The organism is Paenibacillus sp. FSL P2-0089 (assembly GCF_038595095.1).
Lineage (GTDB): Bacteria > Bacillota > Bacilli > Paenibacillales > Paenibacillaceae > Paenibacillus_AQ > Paenibacillus_AQ silagei.
Genome location: NZ_CP152006.1, coordinates 1,442,490 through 1,462,454 on the forward strand (window position 1 = coordinate 1,442,490; position 19,965 = coordinate 1,462,454).

13 protein-coding genes are annotated in these 19,965 nt (G+C 46.9%); 10 read left to right on the forward strand and 3 right to left on the reverse strand.

The features are described 5' to 3' along the window. Positions 1–165: 165 nt before the first annotated feature. Positions 166–993, reverse strand: coding sequence for an AraC family transcriptional regulator (locus NST69_RS05860; RefSeq protein ID WP_036727855.1), 828 nt, complete (start codon positions 991–993; stop codon positions 166–168). A gap of 336 nt (positions 994–1,329) precedes the next feature. Between NST69_RS05860 and NST69_RS05865 the strand changes: the two genes are divergently transcribed. The 4 genes from NST69_RS05865 (at position 1,330) to NST69_RS05880 (ending at position 6,496) form a co-directional block, all read left to right on the forward strand. After that, on the forward strand, positions 1,330–3,027 hold the full coding sequence (locus NST69_RS05865) for a hypothetical protein (RefSeq protein WP_339254546.1): 1,698 nt from the start codon (positions 1,330–1,332) through the stop codon (positions 3,025–3,027). 76 nt (positions 3,028–3,103) lie between these two features. Further along, complete coding sequence (locus NST69_RS05870; protein WP_051478221.1) at positions 3,104–4,021, forward strand: ABC transporter permease subunit; 918 nt, start codon at positions 3,104–3,106, stop codon at positions 4,019–4,021. A gap of 16 nt (positions 4,022–4,037) precedes the next feature. Then, positions 4,038–4,946, forward strand: coding sequence for a carbohydrate ABC transporter permease (locus NST69_RS05875; protein ID WP_036727859.1), 909 nt, complete (start codon positions 4,038–4,040; stop codon positions 4,944–4,946). Between the two features lie 53 nt (positions 4,947–4,999). Next, a complete protein-coding gene (locus NST69_RS05880; protein WP_036727860.1) occupies positions 5,000–6,496 on the forward strand; it encodes an alpha-L-fucosidase in 1,497 nt (498 codons plus the stop codon). A 191-nt stretch (positions 6,497–6,687) separates the two neighbouring features. Here the strand turns inward: NST69_RS05880 and NST69_RS05885 are convergent, their stop codons facing one another. Then, positions 6,688–7,170: an ATP-binding protein gene (locus tag NST69_RS05885; protein ID WP_155991596.1), complete on the reverse strand. Its 483-nt coding sequence runs from the start codon at positions 7,168–7,170 to the stop codon at positions 6,688–6,690. 21 nt (positions 7,171–7,191) lie between these two features. Here NST69_RS05885 and NST69_RS05890 point away from each other — a divergent pair, with 21 nt between their 5' ends. The 5 genes from NST69_RS05890 (at position 7,192) to NST69_RS05910 (ending at position 15,150) form a co-directional block, all read left to right on the forward strand. After that, positions 7,192–8,316, forward strand: a complete 1,125-nt coding sequence (locus tag NST69_RS05890) for a family 1 glycosylhydrolase (protein WP_342548726.1) — start codon at positions 7,192–7,194, stop codon at positions 8,314–8,316. A 217-nt stretch (positions 8,317–8,533) separates the two neighbouring features. Continuing rightward, positions 8,534–9,841, forward strand: a complete 1,308-nt coding sequence (locus tag NST69_RS05895; protein ID WP_340955221.1) for a DUF2399 domain-containing protein — start codon at positions 8,534–8,536, stop codon at positions 9,839–9,841. Further along, positions 9,817–11,271: a hypothetical protein gene (locus NST69_RS05900; RefSeq protein ID WP_340978948.1), complete on the forward strand. Its 1,455-nt coding sequence runs from the start codon at positions 9,817–9,819 to the stop codon at positions 11,269–11,271. The genes NST69_RS05895 and NST69_RS05900 overlap by 25 nt, the downstream gene beginning before the upstream one ends. Continuing rightward, positions 11,255–11,929 (forward strand): hypothetical protein, encoded by a 675-nt coding sequence (locus tag NST69_RS05905; protein WP_342548727.1) that lies wholly within the window; start codon positions 11,255–11,257, stop codon positions 11,927–11,929. The genes NST69_RS05900 and NST69_RS05905 overlap by 17 nt, the downstream gene beginning before the upstream one ends. Beyond that, positions 11,929–15,150 (forward strand): chromosome segregation protein SMC, encoded by a 3,222-nt coding sequence (locus NST69_RS05910; RefSeq protein WP_339254558.1) that lies wholly within the window; start codon positions 11,929–11,931, stop codon positions 15,148–15,150. The genes NST69_RS05905 and NST69_RS05910 overlap by 1 nt, the downstream gene beginning before the upstream one ends. A 701-nt stretch (positions 15,151–15,851) precedes the next feature. Here the strand turns inward: NST69_RS05910 and NST69_RS05915 are convergent. After that, entirely contained in the window at positions 15,852–18,977 is a 3,126-nt protein-coding gene (locus NST69_RS05915) for an amidase family protein (RefSeq protein WP_342548728.1), read from the reverse strand. 318 nt (positions 18,978–19,295) lie between these two features. Between NST69_RS05915 and NST69_RS05920 the strand changes: the two genes are divergently transcribed. Then, entirely contained in the window at positions 19,296–19,940 is a 645-nt protein-coding gene (locus NST69_RS05920) for a hypothetical protein (RefSeq protein ID WP_340978955.1), read from the forward strand. Positions 19,941–19,965 lie beyond the last annotated feature (25 nt).

The window sequence follows — 19,965 nt, forward strand, 5'->3', positions numbered from 1 at the left end:
AGACCGGATATATTACCGTATTGGGGTATTATAAGGCGAAGCGGTGAGAGACAAAGCAGACCTGCCATAGGCGGGTCTTTTTTGTTGGTCTATAAACAATGTCACATTTAAATAACGAGTAATAAAGCAAGAAGAGGTTCCGGTTTATTGATATTTACAGCATCTTCAATTAAGCTCCCGGAAGCGCTGGGGCGTAATTGCCTCGAATTTGCGGAAGGTGGAGATGAAATGGCTCGCGTCCAAAAAACCGACAAGTGTGGCAATGGCTTTGATGGTCAGGTGTTTGTCCAGGATCAGGTGCTCCTTGGCCTTTTGAATGCGTAAATGAATCAAATATTGATAAGGGCTCATACCGGTGGTTATGCGGAATAAATAATTTAGCCGCTGCGAACTGAGGCCGGTGAACTCGGAAAGATTGGCCAGACCGATGCCGGGATCATGAAAATTATTCTCCAAAAACTGAATCATGGGTAGCAGACGTTTCGAATGCTGGGAATAGGAGCGCTGGTTATCCACTTGTCCAAAGCGCTTTAGATCGATCAGGAAGCGATAGACGAAAGCCGAGCTGTCCATTCCGCTGAATTCGGATGGCCGTTGCTCCAGATGGCGCGTTCTGTAATGAATCTTGGACAGCCTGGAGCCGGGCTCCCAGCTAATGACCGTAGATGTAGCCAATCCCAATGAGGAGATAATGGTCGGAGCTAAATTACCATTGAAGGTAACGTACCAGGTGGACCACGGGTGTGATAAGGTGACATAACGATGCGGGACATGTGGAGGAAGCAGGATTCCCTGGTTCGGTCCAAGCGTAACCGTGGTTCCCGAACATTCGAATTGGCCTTCCCCGCTTACCGTATGCAGCCAGTGATAGCAGTGATAGCCCTCTGGCCGGTCAAATTCCTCTTGCCATTCATTATAGCCCGTCAGTTCTATATAAATCGGCAGTGTCCGATCCAAAGTGGTGACGAGAAATTGCTTCATGTAATGCTTCATATAACGCTCCATGGACCATCAACAACTTTCATTTTTTTATATGATACTTTAATTTTACCTGATTTTACTCTGAACTGCCATCCCTTATAATCAAGACAAAGTTTGAACGAAATGCAGCACCTAACCTTCTGTTTATTGGACTAAAATAATGGCTAGAGGTCTGTTTATCCTTCATCAACAGTTTTGAAAGGGTATTCATTTTCATTCCGCTACAGTTATTGTTTGTCTGAAGCAGCAGTGATAATCTTATATAATTTTAAGAATGGATTATTCAGTTTAAGGGGGTGATTCGCAGTATCGTTGTACAGCATGAATAAAATAGAGGGGGCTTCAAGGATGAACGGGAAACGCAAAACCGTAATTTTAATGTTAACGATCATGGTCATTATACTGTTAGCCGGATGTTCGCAAAGTAATAACGGTAAAAAAGAAAGCGCTACCACGCCGGCTGGTGTATCGGGTACAAACGCAACGGATCCGACGGACTCATCCGGACAAGGCAAGCCTGTCACTGTCAATCTGTTCGCCGGCACTTCGAGCACCAACGGGAATATGGATACCAACTGGTTCACAACGTATGCCGAAGAGAAATTTAATATAGATATCAAGTGGTCAACTGTACCTAACACGGATGTTACGACCAAGCAGCCGCTGCTGCTGGCCAGCGGAGATTATCCTTCGATCTTCTGGGCAGGGCAGTTCACCAATGAGGACCTGCTGAAATACGGCAAGCAAGGCGTATTTGTGCCCTTAAACGATCTCCTGAAAGAGTATGCGCCTAATGTCTGGAAGGAAATCGAGAACACGCCGGCGCTCAAGCAAGGGGTATACGCTCCGGACGGCAACATTTACGGCCTGCCGTTCTATAACTACTGCCTGCACTGCTACTACTCCAGCAAGCTGTGGGTATATGAGCCGCTCCTGGAAAAGTACGGTCTTAGTATTCCGACGACTACGGATGAATTCGAGCATATGCTGGAGGTTTTTAAGTCGAACGGCATCCTGCCGCTTACAGGGTCCACGGACGGCTGGAACTCCGATCCGACGACGTTCCTGATGAATGCCTTCGTGTATAACGACGGCGGGAACCGCCTGGAGATAAATAACGGAAAGCTTGAATTTGCCGCAATCAAGGATGAATGGAAAGACGGGCTCTCCTATATTAACCGCTTGTACAGCAAAGGTCTGATCAGCAGTGCGGCATTTACCCAGACGAATGATGTGCTCAGCAAGCAAGCGATCAATCATGAAGTGGGCGTAGTGCCTTGGGGCTGCATCAACTGCGTCGTCGGAGCCGAGAACATGAGTGAAATCATTGACTGGGTCACCATCCCGCCGCTCAAAGGTCCGGGGGGCGCCCAATACGCGGCATTCAGCGGCAATGGCGTCAGTGGAGCCGTCTTCACCATTACGAATAAAGCATCAGAAGAAGAGAAAATTGCCATCATGAAGCTGCTGAATTTCATCTGGACGCCGGAAGGCGCGACCATGGCGAACATGGGGCCGGAAGGCGAATACTGGACTAGAGCTAAGGAAGGTGAAACCGGACTGGTCGGGACACCGGCGCTGTTCGATATTGATTTTCAGCCGCCGACACCGTTCACCCGGGGCTGGAATCAGCTGGGGCCGATCTACCAGTCGGAGGAATGGCGCAACAGCATCGTCGCCAAATCCCCGTTCACGCCGGATGGCTCCGGCTCGGAAGCGCTGCTGCACTACTATACGGAGAAGGATTACAAAGGCAAGCAGCCGGCGCAGGTTGTGCCAGCCTCAATCTGGATCGATCCCGCCAAGTCGCAGCAATATTCCCAGCTGAAGACCAACATTACTTCATACGTCAACCAATGGACCGCCGAGTTCATCGTCGGCAATAAATCGATCGACAAGGACTGGGATGCATATGTGGAGGGTGTGAAGAAGCTGGGTCTGGCAGACTTCCTGAGCATCACCGAAGAAGCGATCGTGAGCCCGTTTGATACGAGCAGCTACCAGCGCGATGATGCAGTGGTGAAGAATCTCGAATCGCTGCACTAAAGCGGCATGGGCATCATCCGCTCCGCGGTACTCCGGAGCGGATGATGCAACTTTTTTAAGCGAGGAATGATCGACGATGAAACCGAATTCTGAATTACGGCAACGCATAGTCCGGCACTGGCCGCTGTACGCCATCATCGCGCTCCCGACAGCTTTTCTGCTCGTGTTCAGCTATTGGCCGATGGTTGGCGTTCAGATTGCCTTCCGCAACTTTAATCCGGTTCAGGGTATCTGGGGGAGTCCCTGGGTCGGCCTTCAGCAGTTCGAGCTGTTTCTCTCGTCACCGTATTTCTGGCCGCTGGTCAAGAATACGCTGGTCCTGAGCCTGTACTATCTGATCGTGTCGATCCCGTGCTCGCTCATTCTGGCGCTGGCGCTGAACGAAGTGAAGCATGTCCGCTTCAAAAAAACCGTGCAAATGTTTACTTACGCGCCGTATTTTATCTCGACGGTTATCCTGGTCGGTATGATCCAGATCATGCTGTCTCCGACGAGCGGCCCTCTGGCGCTGTTCTCCAGTCTGCTCGGCAACAACAATCCTCCGAATGTCTTGGCAAGCGCCGACAGCTTCTCGTCGGTCTATGTCTGGTCGGGCATCTGGCAAGAAACCGGGTATGCGGCAATTATCTATCTTGCGGCTTTGGCCAGCGTCAATCCTGAATTGTACGAGGCGGCAAGAATTGACGGAGCCAGCCGGCTGCAAAAGATCCGCTATATTGATCTGCCAGGCATCAGCTCCACCATTATTATCCTGATGATTCTCAGCGTGGGCGGGCTGCTCAGTATCGGCTTCGAGAAAGTATTCCTGCTCCAGAACAACCTTAATCTAAGCAGTTCGGAAGTTATATCCACGTATGTGTACAAGATCGGACTGGTTAACGCCGACTTCAGCTTTGCGACAGCGATCAGCTTATTCAACTCTGTCATCGGCCTGATCCTGATTACCGCGGTCAACTATAGCGCCCGTAAAGTTTCAGACAGCAGTCTGTTCTAGGTTAGGAGGAAATTTCATGCGTCGCACATCCGCGATTCGGGAGTCCGGCTCAGACCGCATCTTTTTATTTTGCGTGTACACCGGATTAACAATAGTTCTGCTTTTGGTATTGTACCCTCTGATCTTTATCGTCAGTTCCTCTTTCAGCTCGGCAGCGGCCGTACAGGGAGGCAAGGTCTGGCTGCTGCCGGTTGATTTCACGCTGGACGGCTATATCGGTGTTTTTCAATACAATGCGGTGTGGACGGGATTCGTCAACTCGCTGCTCTACACGGTGGGCGGCACCCTGCTGAGCGTATCGCTTACTGTCATGATGGCCTATCCATTGTCAAGAAAAGAGATGGTTGGACGCAACATCTGGATCTGGGCGATTCTGTTCGCGATGCTGTTTAACGGAGGACTTATTCCTTTTTATCTTGTAGTCAAGGATCTGGGGATGCTCAATACGCCATGGGCGATTATCGTGCCGTCGGCACTCAATATTTACTCGATTATCATTGCGAAGACGTTCTTCCAGAATTCGCTGCCGAAGGAAATGTACGAGGCTGCCCAGCTGGATGGCTGCGGGGACTTCAAGTTCCTGACCCGTATCGTCTTGCCGTTATCGAAGCCGATTCTTGCTGTCCTGATGCTATGGTCGGCGGTGGGGTTATGGAACTCATATTTTAATGCACTGATCTTTCTGAATTCACAGTCTCTGTATCCGCTGCAATTGGTGCTTCGCCAGATTCTGGTCGAGAACAAAATCGACTACACCAGCATGTCCGCGTCGCTCGACCCTCAGCGGTTGACCATGATGAAGAACATGGAGACGCTTTTGAAATATTCACTGATCGTCATTACAACTGTTCCCATTCTGATCATTTATCCTTTTGTGCAGAAGTATTTTGTGCAGGGGGTCATGATCGGTTCGGTGAAAGAATAGTTACAGGCATATTACCCGTCTCTAAAACACAAAGCGAATTGGAGGAACGTTCAATGAAGACATCTGCTAGGGTCAAAGGACCGTTTGAGCCGAAGCTTGCTTCCCTGCAAACCTTCGAATGTCCAGCCTGGTTCCGGGATGCGAAGCTGGGAATCTGGTCACACTGGGGAGCGCAGTCCGTGCCGATGTTCGGTGACTGGTACGCCCGTAACATGTACTTTGAAGGTTCGGACCAATACCGCTATCATATCCGTCATTACGGCCATCCGTCGGTCTTTGGCTACAAGGACATTGTCCAGCTCTGGAAGGCAGAGAAGTTCGATCCCGAAGAGCTGATGGATCTGTATCAGGCTGCGGGTGCCAAATATTTCGTGGCGCAGGCGATGCACCATGACAACTTCTTCAATTACGATTCCAGGCTGCACCGCTGGAATTCCGTTCAGATGGGACCCAAGAAGGATATCGTGGCCTTGTGGAAAGCAGCAGCAGACAAGCGGGGCTTGCCATTCGGCCTGACCGAGCATCTTGGAGCAACGTTCAGCTGGTTCCAGAGCAATAAGGGACAGGATAAGGAAGGCCTGTACAAGGGTGTCCCATACGATGGCAATGATCCGCAATACGAAGACCTGTACCTGCCCAATCAGATGTATTATCACGCAGATAAAAAGATGTACGATCTGGATCCGTGGTATGCCACCGAGCCGGAGTGGCATCAGCGCTGGCTGGATGTGATGATGGAGCTCATCGATCTGTACCAGCCGGATCTGCTGTATTCCGACGGAGCACTTCCGTTCACTGACATCTTTCAGGATGCGGCGACTGCGCCGGATGAGGCGGTTATGGCGGCAGGGCTTCAGGCAGTTGCCCATCTCTATAACAGCAGCGCCGCCCGTAACGGAGGCGTGAATAAGGCGGTCTATAATCAGAAAGACCGCAGGAAAGCAGTGTACTCGGTCGGCGTCCTGGATATCGAACGCAGCCAGGAGCCGGGTATCAAGGAAGAGCCCTGGCAGACGGACACCTGTGTCGGTGACTGGTTCTATAATGCCAAAGCCGTATACAAGAGACCGGATCACGTGATTGAAATCCTGATCGATATCATCTCCAAGAACGGCAATCTGTTGCTAAATATACCCCAGAGACCGGATGGAACAATTGATGACGAATGCCGATATATTCTTCAGGAGATGGCTCAGTGGATGGCTGTATCTTCGGAAGGCGTCTACGGGACGAGGCCGTTCCACGTGTCTGGCGAAGGGAATTCGCGCGTGGTTATCGAGCAATACAAAGAGGACAGGGTGGAGTGGGATGCGACGGATTTCCGGTTCACGCAGAAAGGGAATACGGTCTACGCCTTCCAGATGAAGGCACCCGGTGACCGGATGGCTGTCATACGGTCATTCGGGCCGGAAGAACGGGTTAGACACGTGCGTCTGCTCGGTGCAGGACCGGTAGAATTCAGCCAGGCATTAGGCCCGCTGGTTGTATCTTTGCCGGAACATCTGCCGACGCCGTACGTGCATTGTCTTGCGGTCGAACTGGAAGGATAGAGAAAGCGGGTATCATCCTCATTCAAGGATGATACCCGCTTTTGCTTCACTGTCCCAGACAAAGTCTGATCAGATCATCTTGGAGTACGAAAAGTGTTCTAGGCCAATGCTTCCATAGGGTGCGAACGGATAGTCGATCGTAATACGCCGCACTCAACTCATGACGTCCGAGGTGCTAACTGTGACTTTACTTATTCTTGGAAGAGCGCAGGCAAGATGAGTTCACTTACGGCGCCGTTTTGATTATAAAAGCGCCATTTTGCTTTTCCCTCAAATAACAAGGAGAGACGCTGCAGGGTATTACTGACTCCAATATGCTCAGCCTTGCTATCAACTATAGCTTTCCCTTGATTCAATTGCTCTAGTTGAGCTGCAGGATATCCGTTTCCTGTGTCGGAAATCATTATTTTAGCAAATGGGTAGAAATCGAGTTCGATCGCGACAATTTTAACTGAAATATGTGTTGATTTATCGGGTTGTATAGCATATTTAATGGAGTTCTCCACAAAATTTTGAATAAGCATAGGTGGAACAAGCATATCCTCGATCATCTTATCGGTTTCAATGGAATAGGTAAACCTGTCTTTATAGCGGATTGACTGAATCTGAAGATAAGTGTTAACATGTTTGATTTCTTCATAAAGTGGGAGCAAATCGACCTCTATTTTGATCATGTACCGATAGAAGTCGACAGAATGAACAATCAATTTCTGAGCGGACGTTTAGCCGCACTTGGCCTCAATTCTTATCGCTTTTCCATCGAGTGGGCCCGGATTGAACCGGAGGAAGGGCAATTCGATGAAGCAGCCATGGAACATTACCGGGATGTATTAAGAACTTGCAGCAACTTGAATGTAACCCCGGTCGTAACGCTTCATCATTTCACCTCCCCGCAATGGCTTATTAGCGCCGGAGGCTGGGAAGCTGAAGGTACGCCAGCAAGGTTTGCACGTTATTGTGCTCATGTCATGAGCCAATTAGGAGATCAAATTCCTTATGTATGTACAATCAATGAGGCAAATATTTCTATTGGAATTGCAAAAGTTATGAAGCAGTATCAGCAGGGGGGATCTGCAGCAGGACAACTTGGCATGAACATGGATTTTCAAGAACAAATGCGGGACTACTATGCTGAATTGTCCCAAGCATTTGGTATACCACCCATGGAGGTGCATACCTTCCTGTCACCACGTTCCGAAAAAGGCCTGCACATCATCTTCCAATCGCATGTGGAGGCAAGGGCGGCTATCCGGCAGGTTAGTCCGAACACTAAAATCGGATTAAGCATGTCGCTCTTTGATTTTCAGTCCGTCCCTGGTGGAGAAGAACAGGCTGCTCATGAATTACATGAGGAATTTCTACAATTCCTTCCTTATATGGAGGACGATGATTTCCTGGCCTTACAGAACTATTCACGTGAGATCTACGGACCGGATGGTCTCATCCCTGTACCTGCTGATAGAGAGCGTACCCAGATGGGTTACGAATTCTATCCCGAAGCTCTAGAGAATGTTATTCGTTGTGCTTCGAAGCATCTGAACAAGCCGATTATCGTAACGGAGAATGGTGTTGCTACGGATGATGATACACGCCGTGTTGCTTTTATTGATCGGGCTTTAAAGGGTGTGGCTGCATGTATTGCTGACGGGATTCCAGTTAAGGGGTATTTGCATTGGTCACTACTTGATAATTTTGAATGGCAGCTTGGATTCTCCAAGCGTTTCGGGTTAATTGAAGTAGACCGGCAGACACAGGAGCGCACTCCTAAACCTAGCGCTTATCATCTTGGAAAGATTGCCCGAGCTAATATTATTTATTAGTGTGGATTTTCTATAACCTTACTAGCGGACGACATAGATGCATCCGCTGAGAATAATAGCCTGTAGAGATGAGAGAATAACGTCTCATTCCTACAGGCTATTTATGTTTCTATATCATGAACAAATTTTGGGTATCATCGTAGAGCATTCTACTTTCCGCTATACTTATCTAAGCAGCTTGAATATGTAATTAAAGAGCTTAGGGTAGGAGGCAAAAGTGAATACTTCAGATGATATCCTTTCGTTTATAAGCCGAAATTATTTGAAAAAAGATGAGCAACTGGAGATGCCAACAGTAATAAGTGATGATTCTCTTGTTGATATAGATATTGTAAAAAGGACTGCCCGTACGCTACGAAGAGTAGGGATCATTACCGTTGCATGGCAGGATGGCTTAAGTGCCGAAGAACCTCCGGAGCAGCAGCTGTTACGCTGGACAGTGGGGAAGCGTGCCTTATTAGATGACAATCAACAAACTTTTGACTGGCTGAGTAAGGGATGGATTGTGAAGGAGGTCCGGTTCAAGCAAGACGGGAAATCGGTAGACCGGATATATTACCGTATGGGGTATTTATTATATGTTCAACTGATAAATAAGCAAAAAGACACAGAAAGGGATATAATAGATCAATTTACGTTTTATCAGTCAGAAGCTGCCCGGCGAATGGAAGAAATAATGTGTGTACCGGGCGAACGGATGCTTCAGTTAAAGGGTTTGACAATATTCTTAACGGATAGTTTAGCGTGGAGTATTGGTACGTTGAAGGATCAGGTTGTTTTCCCTGCGAATTGGAGCGTATCTAAGAGAATCCATTCATTACACTTTTTACTGGCTTTTGGCATGATTTCTTGTACCAAAGAAATATTTGACTGGAAAGAAATTGGCGCGCAGTATTACCCGGGTATTGGAGGCTCTAAGGCATTTGATCTGTCTAAAATAGAGTTTCTTAACATGCTAGAGACGCTAAGCGGTCAGCCAGCTGAAGCATTAGGAATGATAAGCGGAGGGCAGATTACGCCGATCTATTTTGCCGGTACCCTTGAAGGGAAATGGTCCAATTTCCAGGCAGGACCTGTTCATGCCTTAACCAATATTTCAGTATCCCAAGACCAGTATTCAACCGCAGCAACTACGCTATGGTTAGTCGAGAATCGGGCTGTTTTGACGCGGATGTCAGCAGAACCCCATTTCTTGCAGGCGACTAATTCTGTGATTATATGTGTGGACGGCCATATCCGGAGTGTGCACCGGTATTTTATCAGGCAATTAATGAATAACAGCGCCATTGATCAAGTAATCATGTGGAGTGATTATGATGAGGCGGGGCTGCAAATTGCAAGGGAAATGTACCAGTCGCTTAGTGGACATGATGTGCGACATAAATGGATCTGCCCTGATCGCTCCATACTAACCAGTTGGCCGGAGTATCAACAGCGTCTGGAGGATTTGCTACAGTATATGAAGTTGGAACAAGAGATTGTGTTAGGGGAGGCAGAGGATTGGAGAAGCTGGATCAACCATTAATTTCAATTTTTCAGACTGACGAATCCGGGCCGGAAATGCACCAGGCCTTAAGGGATATTGCTCTGTTGTCAGGGGTATTGAATGATCTGGGCTCCCAGAACTTTCTGCAGACGCCTATCGAAATTTTACGGTTCTTACGTATTATTCAACTGCTCAATGAGGAGGCCCTGGGGCTGGATGAACCGATTGAGAACGTAGATACCCTGTATTTTCGTTACCGGAACCGCTATGAGGACCTTGACCCGCCAAGCAAGAAAAAGGTTGAACAGATTGTAAATGTCCTGGTGAAGTATAACTGGATATCCAAACAAACCAGGCAGCTAAAAATGCGTGATGTAGGGAAGCGGATGATGGATACGCTCATACGGCTTGCTAATGATTCTTTAGCCTATTACATGCATGATGATATTGGTCGATCGTTATTCCAGGCCAGACGGGATGCCGAGCTTAGCGAAGCCTATGATGATCATGGCATTTCCGGCGGTAACAAAATTGCCAGTATGATTCGCAACGTGGAAAATGCTATACAATTGATGAAGGAACGTGAATTAGAAATGCTGGCGGACCGCAATGCACTGCCTCAGTTAGAGATTATCCATCAGTTGATGCAGGAGCTGGAGATGAAGCTGACGGAGCGTTTCCGTCAATTTCATACATTAGAGGACAGTCTGGTACTCAGTGATTTAATGCAGGCAGGAACATCTGCGCTTGCCGATGGCACGAATCTGAGCATGGGGATGATTAATAAATATCTCAAATTTACGATGATGAAGCAAACGATGCTCTTGTCCTCGATTAATCCCGAAAAAGTTCGGATGTTCATTACTCAAATGTATGACCCGCCTCCAGAATCGGACATTCCTAATGCTCATCAGATTATGAGCTTTATGGAGCAGAATGAATACGAGGGGGAGTCCATGGATGGTCTGTGGATGCCTGTTAAATTCGCCGCGCCGCTGTCCGGTGCAGCTATTAGTGAAGCTATTCATTATCTGGAGGACTATGAGCCGCTAGTGGACCGGATGCAGGAAGATATCCAGGACACCCAATATATCCATGAGGAGATTGATATTACACAATTAGAGGATATGATGGGAGATTCAGCGTGGTTGCTGACGAAATCTATGATTGAGACGGACGCCATTGAAGGATTCATGCAGGAAGTGGAGCAAGCTCCGCTAGAGACGGTAATCATTGAAGCAACATCTGCGGAGTGGGGCGATGCGATTAACGCACTTACGGCGTTATCTGCGTTAGTAGGCAGCAAGAAGCTGACAATGGAGGAAGCGGCGGCGGAATCAGAATCCCAAGCCCCCCGATATGACAAGGAATGGGACTGGATGAATCCGAAGGATATTAATCAAGTCGTTAAGCATAACAAAGCTTCAATGAACAGGCAGAAGAGGAGTGACGATGAGCTTGACGGATGAATGTAATGTAAATCCGCTTAATGTCATGCAGGCAATCAAAGGCATGTTAACCGAGGCGGAAGAAATCGTGTTTATGAATCTTTTATTCTCATCCTCTGCAACAATACGTGTGGGCAATTTCGGCTTATCCCGGCGCGAGGTAGAGAAGCAGTTAAAGATATCTAATGATGATGAGCAGTTCAATTCATTTTTAATGCGGGTTAATCAGGCGGTAAGCCGGTATTTCAAAGTAATCTATGATGTGAAAAGAGATCAGGTGATCGTGATGATGCGGGTTCCTGCCCGATCGGCACGCAGTACATTGTCCAAAGAAAGTCTGGCCATTCTCTTGTTTATCTTTTATCAGCAAGAAGTGTTGCAGCATGAGTTCACGCTATTCGATCAATTGTTAAATGCTCTTGGACATGAGACGACAAAGGCAAATCAGCGTTTGATTCTAAATATAGACCAATTGAAAAAAATCGGGGCAGTCGAAGAATATGATACCAATTCAAATGAGAAGGCGTATACCATCACTGGAATTGGGGCTAATATGTTCTCGGATTCCTTTCTGCGCCGTACGATTGAATTCAGTCAATCCAATCAATTAAACAAAGAGGAAGTTCTGAAGTTTTTCAAACGATATAATCTGTATCAGGAAGGAACTGACGAAGCATAATGATACCTTGGAAAATGTGGTTTACTGGCATTCGGGATTATCAGCCAACGATGATGGACTTGTCAGGACAAGAATCACATATCTTGATCACCGGCCCGAATGGAGCAGGGAAATCTACCATAACGTACTGCATGGGGGTTGTTTTGTATTCTTCCAAGGTAGACTTAGAGGGTCTAAAATCCCGCAATCTTCTTCCGGATGATACGTGGAAAGCTCATATTCGGCTATTGTTTAAGAATGAGGGAAGCGTGCGCATGGATGCCCCTGCTTTTATCGAATTCTCGATTTATATTGTGCAGGAACCGGGACAGCCGGCCAAGAAGGAATTTATCATTCAATCGGGGGATGATCCGGAGCAATGGGATGAGACTATTAAGTATACTTCAGGTGACCGGCAATACAATTTCACTACGTACAAGAAGGACCTCCAGTACAAATACAAAATTGATCCCGACCTGTTCTACCTGATTTGGTATCAGCAGGAGGTTAATCAATTCGCGGTCATGGACCCGCAGGAGCGGTTTCGTATTTTTGCTGAAATGCATGGCATTAATCAGGTACAGCACAACTGGGAAGAAAGTATGGAGAAGTTGAAGGAAGTGCAGGAGAGTCTAAGAACAGCTGATATTAACGTTTCCAATAAAAAGCAATGGCTGGGAATTGCTAAGGCAGCGCTGGAACGGTATGAGGATAATCGCAAGCGTCTTGTACAAGGAGGCCGGATGTACGCTGGAGCACTGCTGAAATTAGAAACCTTTTATAAGCAGGAACAACAGCATTTATTAGCCAAACAAGAACAATTGCTCGTGGACCAGGAAGCAACGAAGGACAACCTTGACCTATTGCAGGAGCAAGCCGAGCGGATTACTTATGAGCTAACGCAGGTCCAAGCGGAAAAAGAGCAGATTAACGAGGAAATCACTTTATTACAGGAGAAGCTATCTCTTGTGAATAATGAAATAAATGAAACCACGAACGTTATTAATGAATTGAACCACCGGCTGAAGGAGCTCAATCAAGAAAAGTCTGGAATTACGCGCACTGAAGAAGAGGTACAGGCGCAGCTCGAGGCAATCACTTTACAGCTTCAAGAACGGAATCGTGACTTGGCGAAGGCTGATGCAGACATCCAGGAATCCGAGGGTATGATAGCGAAATTAATGAATTCAAGCTATATTCTGCATGCGCAGATTCAGCAGGATAAGGCACTGGAGTACGAACATCAGGGACGGTTATGGCAATATCACAGCAGTTATGATGTGGATAAGAATATTGCAGCATTAGAGCAAAGAATTCGAGACTTTAAGCATGAACGAGATAAGAAGGCGAAGCTGCTTCAGGCATTAACGGAAGAGGGATTTCAGCTTGAGCATAATCAATTATGGTCGGACCGCCAAAGAGAATCACTTGCGCTATTTAAAGCGAATGGGGTGCGTGCTTATACCTTAAATGAGCTGGTTGAATTACACGAGTCCGCCCGGCCCGCAGCAGAGGAGCAATTCGAAGCTATTAAATATACAGTATTTTTTGATGGTATGCATGTACAGGCTCCGAATGATTTGTATCATGTTCCTCTGCGGAGTATCGTGCCGGATCGATCGGTTACTGACATTCAGGAGCTTCAGATTCATTTGAAAAAAGGCATCAGTGATGATGTGTTCCCACATGCAGTTAAAGCTCTATGGTGGGTTGAGCAATTCTATCAGGCAGGAGAAATACGTGTAGAGAAGGGTCTGCTGATTGATCCGAGGGGGATTCGCGGGCCACAGGAGAAGAAGAACTATATCCTAAGCCAGAAGGCTCTGCAGAAACGTAAAGAGGAAATTCAGAAGAAAATTAGCCAATTAAATACAGTGCTTGCGGATATCGAAGACTCCATTAAGAGTGATACACAGACTATGCAGGAATTGCATGCGATTATTCAAGCTGTTCGTGAATCCGAAGCTTTCCTCACCAAGAAGCATGAACGTGAAGGACGTGCTGCGAAATATGCACTTGAAGTGCTACGTCTTGACGAGCAGAAGCAGCAGCTTCAGGAAATAAAGGTTGTGCACAAAAAAATCCTCGAGAAACAGGTCAAGCTGGAGCATACACAGGAAATTTTGCAGCAGGAAGCGAATTTTTATGTACGCTTGGGACAGCAGAAGGAAAAGTATGAGACGTTGCAGCAGAAGACAAAGCACCGCCAGAGCTTAGCCGCGCAACAGGATATGATGAAGCAGCAATCTGACACTCTTGAAGAACAGCTTGATCGTATAGACGGTAATGAACGCCGGCAAAACCGGAATTTTGCCAAGAATCAAGATGATGTTGAACAGGTAACGCGTACGTTGCAGCAAATGAATATCCAATTAAAAGATACCCATGAGGCGCTTGAGACATCACAAATAAATCTGCTTACGGCCATCGAAGAAATTGAGAATTTCAAAGGAACAGCCCGGTTTATTTATGATGAGCTGGTTAACGAGCCTGAACCAGAACTTAGTAATGTGAAAAAACCGCAGTCAGTTACCAAGCTCCGTCAAGAATATGAGTCCGGGAAGGTTACATTTGATAATGCCAGGTATGAATCGGGTCTAGACCCTGCTGCACCTGAGAATTACAAAGTCATTGAAGAAGAGGTTCACCGGCTGCAGGATGAGTATAAGCGGACAAGCTTATTGTATGAAGAGAATCAAGAACGGGCTGAGACGCTCAGGGATCAATTGGAGACAACCATTAATATGAGAGTGCTTGAAATTCAGCAGCGATTCAAGAACTACATGAGCGGTTTTCAGTTCGAGGGGCAGATTGATTGGAAGCAGCAAGAGGATCGCAAGGGACGGGTGCTGTTCCATTTATTCATAAGAGCCCGTAAGGAAGGGCACCGGGGAACGTTAGAGGATGTCAGTGTGAAGGCACGGGGAGGAAGAGTTGGTAAGGGTGTCTCTGGCGGGGAGGAGTCGCTTAGTTCACTACTGTTTGCACTCGCTTTGTTACAGAATCTGCAAACGGCACCGGGGTTTATTGTGATGGATGAATTCGATAGTGCGTTAGATGAGCAGCGGAAGTTAAAAGTATTTGATCTCTATGCGAGCGAGCTAAAGCGCAAATTAATTATCCTATCTCCGAAGTCACATGAGAACTCTTACCTGGACCGCTTTTCCAAAGCCTATATTGTGCAACATGACCCTACCGTACCTTGGAGTAAGGTGACGGGGTTGATTCTAAAGCGTGAATGAGAGTGGGTGAATAGAATTGGCCCGTTAGAGTGAGCTTAACATTATTGGGTCTAGCGGGTTGGTTTGTTCTGTGATGCAAACAATAACTCTACTGTATCCTTTAGTTATTTGTCAGGAGCTGTTGTACTTATAGGAGGCGCTGCTGGGTATGCTATCGGTGAAGTAACAGATTGGATTAATTATTAGAGGTGTTAAAGTGTTAACTTTTTTTAATTCATTTTCTTACAATGGTGTACTAATATTCACTTTTGGATGTGGTACATGCTTGCTAGCCATATCGTATTATGCAAGCAGACTAAATAAAATGATGGGTTTTGCATTAATTTTATTTGGGATAGCAATGATGGGAATAGGCACTGTTACTATTTTGAAAAAGTACAATTATGTTGATCCATCAAGCATGATTACTATAATACCAGCGTTTATAGCACTACTGAGTATCCCATTACTATCCCTATCCTCCTTAAAGTTGATAGAAAGAAAACCGGAATTGATGAGGATTTATAATCATGTAAAAATTAGCTTGATAATATTCACAATTTTTTTTGTTATGTTTATAATTCTCGTTATTTTTGCATTCACTAAATGAAACTTTAACCACAAGCAGCAGTACAAATCAAGAATTTGTTACAGCAAGTTAAAGGCCATCCCTTTCGGGATGGCCTTTCCTGTGAATTCTATACTTTTAATAATAACTCCTCTTACTTCCCGCTCTCCAACAGCCTCGCCACCATAGTAGCGAACTCTGCCCGGGTAATGTCTTTTGCAGGCTTAAATGTACTGTCTTCGTATCCGGTAATAATTTTATTCGATGCCAGTGCATCAATGGAGTTATAATACCAGGCCTCTTTATTAACATCCTTGAATGAGGTGGTTCCGGTACCAGTCAGCTTAAAGGCTCTGGTGATTAGTGTGGCTAATTCACTGCGGCTAATCTTCACGTTTGGACGGAAGGTGCCGTCGCTATAACCGTTCATCAGGCCGGCACTGGCGGCTGCGCCGATGAACTTGTTTGCCCAATGTGCTCCAGATACATCGGTGAAGCTGCTTGCTTGTCCGTCAAGCCCCATGTGCGTTGTAATGACCTTAATGGCTTCGGCACGGGTCAAGCCTGCATTCGGACGGAAGGTTCCATCTTCATAACCCGTCAGCAATCCTTTGGAGATCAGCAGGTCAATGCTTGCTTTTGCCCAATGATTCAGTGTATCTGTAAAACTTACCACTTCCGGCGCAGGTGTCGGTGCTGTTGTTTCTGCTGGTGCTGGTGTAGCTGTAGGAGCCGGTGTAGCTGTAGGTGTTGGCGTTGGTGTTGCTGTTACCGGTGGAGTTCCGGTACCTCCTCCAGGACTTGGATTGCTTGGTTCATTATCTACTGGATCAGGATCAGTAGGGGTTGGAACATATGGGAGTGCTGGAGCAAAAGCGGTAAGCAGTCTGGCTTGACTTTGCTGCTCAAGCGCATAGCCCATACCTAGAACTTTGGCATCGTCCCATGCTCTGCCCACAAGCTGCATCGAGATCGAATAACCGCTGTCGTTCGTTCCTACAGGAACCACTACGGTAGGGAGGCCGACATTAGACGTTAATACTCCCGTGTTGCGGTCAGAGCTTAACTGAGAGGCTGATGCGTCATTGTTATACACGTCACTGATGAAGCCTGCATAGACAATGGCATCCACGCCATTCTCGTCCATCCAGCCTTTGATCACTTCTTTATAGTCCGTTCTATACTTGATGTAATCCTGTACAGCCTGTTCCGTCATCCGCGTAGGGGCGGTATATCCTCTCTGATTATAGATAAGCACCTTATCTGAGGCGAGTACACTTGCTCCATCCGCGTAAGGGAAGGCTTTATGAAGCTCGATATAGCGCGCCCAGCCTTCGGTAGAACCGTTAATGCCTTGAGGACGGGTAGGGGCTGCTGGCATTTTTGACATTTCAACCATTTCCGCTCCCGCAGCTTGCAGCTCAGAGAACTTATTCTTTACTGCCACTCCAGTATCATCATCTGCGTAGCTGGAGACAAAGGATTCGGGGATGTATCCGATTTTCTTTCCTTTCAATGCGCCGGCATCCAGCGACTCCTTCCAGTTCTCCGGACGTTTATGATCTGCATCTGCTGTTACGGTGAAAATATCCTGCGGGTCCGTACCTGTTGTAGCATTCAGCATAATGGCCAGGTCTGTTACGGTTTTGGCGATAGGCCCCGCATAATCCTGTCCCCAAGTGAGCGGCAGCACACCTGTCGTACTTGCCATGCCGTCTGTACCACGGAAGCTCTTTAAGCTGGCGCCTGTTGTCGGAGCATAGAGAGATACCCCGGTCTGCGATCCCATAGCTGCCGCTGCGAAATCAGCTGCAACCGATACTGCCGATCCTCCGCTGGAGCCGAAAGAGGTTTTCGAAGGATAGAGTGCGTTCCATGTCTGCATCCAGCCGCTTTCACTAAAGCTTCCGCTGTTAGCGAACTCCGAAGTATTGACTTTACCAATAATGACAGCGCCGGCATCCCGCAGCTTATTCACCTGGAAGGCATCCGATTCAGGCCGCCAGCCTTCAAGTGCTTTACTGCCGCCTGTAGTCGGCATGTCCTTGGTGTCATAGATATCTTTGATCGCAATCGGAATTCCCAGCAGGTCGCCCTTAGCGCCTTGTGCACGGGCTTCGTCAGCCGCTTTGGCCTGAGCCAGCGCAGTTTCGGATACATGCAGGAAGGCATGGAAGCCGAGTTGCCCCATATCGTATGCCTTGATTCGATCCAGATACGCTTGAGTAATTTGTACAGAAGTCGTTGTACCGCTAATCATATCCTGCTGCATCTGTGCAATAGATTTATTCACAACATCGTAAGGGGAGGAAGTGATGAAGCTTTGCGCTGCAGGAGCCTCTGGAACGAACAGGGTATCTCCAGTATTAAGTCCCTCTATGCCTGAGATATCCCAGTTGCTGATGGAGCGGATCTGTGCAGGGGTTAAGCCGGATACATCCAGCTGCTGATTAAGTCCATTAAGCGTGGCAACCAGATTGTTCAGCCCAGCTTCACCCGCTTCTCCAACTTGTACAAAATTCACCAGGGATTTCGACTGGCCCGGTTCAAGGTTCAAGGTATTAATGAAGCCATAGAAATTCGCCTCATTACCGGACTTGGCCAGAGGTGTGGTGAATGGATTCTGCTGTTGATTCCCTAGAGCGGTTAATCCATTATTAAATGGATGTGGAGACCCGACCGCAACACCTAGAGGTTTATTGTTTCTGGCGCTGCTGTCGACCACAATCCATGAATCGTCTGTAGTCACGTCCAGATCATTGGAGTAGGTTGCCTTGACCACTGAAGCATTGGCCGCTGTGCCATAGCCTAAGGAGCCGCCGAAGGATACATCTACTTTTACAGCCATATCATTCTTATTGGTAAAAGTATCAAAGAATCTAGTCCGATTATTGATAGTGTCCACATACACATCACGGGTGACGGTGACATTTCCCAGATTGACAGATTGAGACGAAGTGAATCTATTAACGCCATCGTACTTGAGGTCGAACCCACGCATCATTTGTCCATTCATCAGGGAAGCTGAAGGTGAGGATACTTTAACAAAGATATTACCGAATCCCTGCACTTGTGTAGTACCGACGGTACGCAAGCTTCCTGTGTCCAAGCTGGGTGCAAAAGCATCGTGAATCTCCCATACGGTGCCACTAGATGAAGTAACCCTCGTTAAAGCATCGGCCGTTTGAAACGGAATGACTCCCGAAGCAATAACAGATAACGCAATGGAAGTAGCTATAACTTGCCTCTTCGTTCTACGCAGACGTTTCAACTTACTCATGTAGGCAATCTCCCTTTCCTCTATGTATATTATTAATTGTGTTAAGAAATATAACATTGTATATTAATTCAGTCAATGAATAATATGAAATTGAACTATTTTTAGAGATTTTAACAAAGGAAGAGTACTTTATTTATTAAAAAGTGCATGAAAAATAATATAAAGGTGTTTTATATAACGTTTTATGTTATGTATATGGTAGTTATCCTGATTAGTTTTTTCATAAGCCTACTTTTATGCTGATAGATTATGGAATGTGCTACAATATTTTAAATGGAATTTTTGCTTGTATAGGATGACACTCAAAGGAGATTTAGAATGAAACGCTATCGATGGAGCATTACGGTTTATTTCATGCTGTTCGTGTTTGTCTTATTCACATTATTCAATGACTATTCACCAATCCTGATCGTAGTGGGCGCTGTGGTGGCTACTCTCATTGTTTTTACAATCCAATTCTATTATCCGGCAGTTTTGGACAAGCGTGTGGACCGCGTGGAGTCTTTTTTGCGCAGCCAAAAAAGTAATCCAGCCCTTTATATTCAGTATGTTCTTGCGAACAGGCTTGAGGATGAAGCGGGAACGGTTATGGAGCAGCTGATGAGCAAGCATAAAAGGGTAGCGGTACAGGCAACGTATAAGGCGGCTTACGGATGGTACCGCAAAGATATGGCTGCTATTCAGGAAGCCGTGCCGTATATCCGCTATCCCGATTACCGGGCGTACTATGAAGCGGCTCTTTTGCTGGAGGAAGGGAAAAGTACACAGGCGCGGGAACACTTGAAGTCAATCCGAAAGCCATGGATGAGATCAGCGGTGCTTGCAGGAATTGAACGCAAAGCGGGCAACAGTGAGCTCGCGGTCAGGTATGCGCGGGAAGCGGTGGAGGCTTCAAGAGGGGTCCAGCGTTATGTGTTATACAAGGAGTATGAAAGAACGTTACCGCAAGCGGTTGAAGCATAGTTTGAAAAAGCGGGTATCATCCTCA

What these genes read in the sequence shown, in the direction of transcription:
- NST69_RS05905 (WP_342548727.1), top strand. Translation starts at nt 11,255, where the DNA reads ATGAGCTTGACGGATGAATGTAATGTAAATCCGCTTAATGTCATGCAG.
- NST69_RS05915 (WP_342548728.1), bottom strand. Translation starts at nt 18,977, where the DNA reads ATGAGTAAGTTGAAACGTCTGCGTAGAACGAAGAGGCAAGTTATAGCT.
- NST69_RS05920 (WP_340978955.1), top strand. Translation starts at nt 19,296, where the DNA reads ATGAAACGCTATCGATGGAGCATTACGGTTTATTTCATGCTGTTCGTG.
- NST69_RS05885 (WP_155991596.1), bottom strand. Translation starts at nt 7,170, where the DNA reads ATGATCAAAATAGAGGTCGATTTGCTCCCACTTTATGAAGAAATCAAA.
- NST69_RS05875 (WP_036727859.1), top strand. Translation starts at nt 4,038, where the DNA reads ATGCGTCGCACATCCGCGATTCGGGAGTCCGGCTCAGACCGCATCTTT.
- NST69_RS05880 (WP_036727860.1), top strand. Translation starts at nt 5,000, where the DNA reads ATGAAGACATCTGCTAGGGTCAAAGGACCGTTTGAGCCGAAGCTTGCT.
- NST69_RS05870 (WP_051478221.1), top strand. Translation starts at nt 3,104, where the DNA reads ATGAAACCGAATTCTGAATTACGGCAACGCATAGTCCGGCACTGGCCG.
- NST69_RS05860 (WP_036727855.1), bottom strand. Translation starts at nt 993, where the DNA reads ATGAAGCATTACATGAAGCAATTTCTCGTCACCACTTTGGATCGGACA.
- NST69_RS05865 (WP_339254546.1), top strand. Translation starts at nt 1,330, where the DNA reads ATGAACGGGAAACGCAAAACCGTAATTTTAATGTTAACGATCATGGTC.
- NST69_RS05910 (WP_339254558.1), top strand. Translation starts at nt 11,929, where the DNA reads ATGATACCTTGGAAAATGTGGTTTACTGGCATTCGGGATTATCAGCCA.
- NST69_RS05890 (WP_342548726.1), top strand. Translation starts at nt 7,192, where the DNA reads ATGAACAATCAATTTCTGAGCGGACGTTTAGCCGCACTTGGCCTCAAT.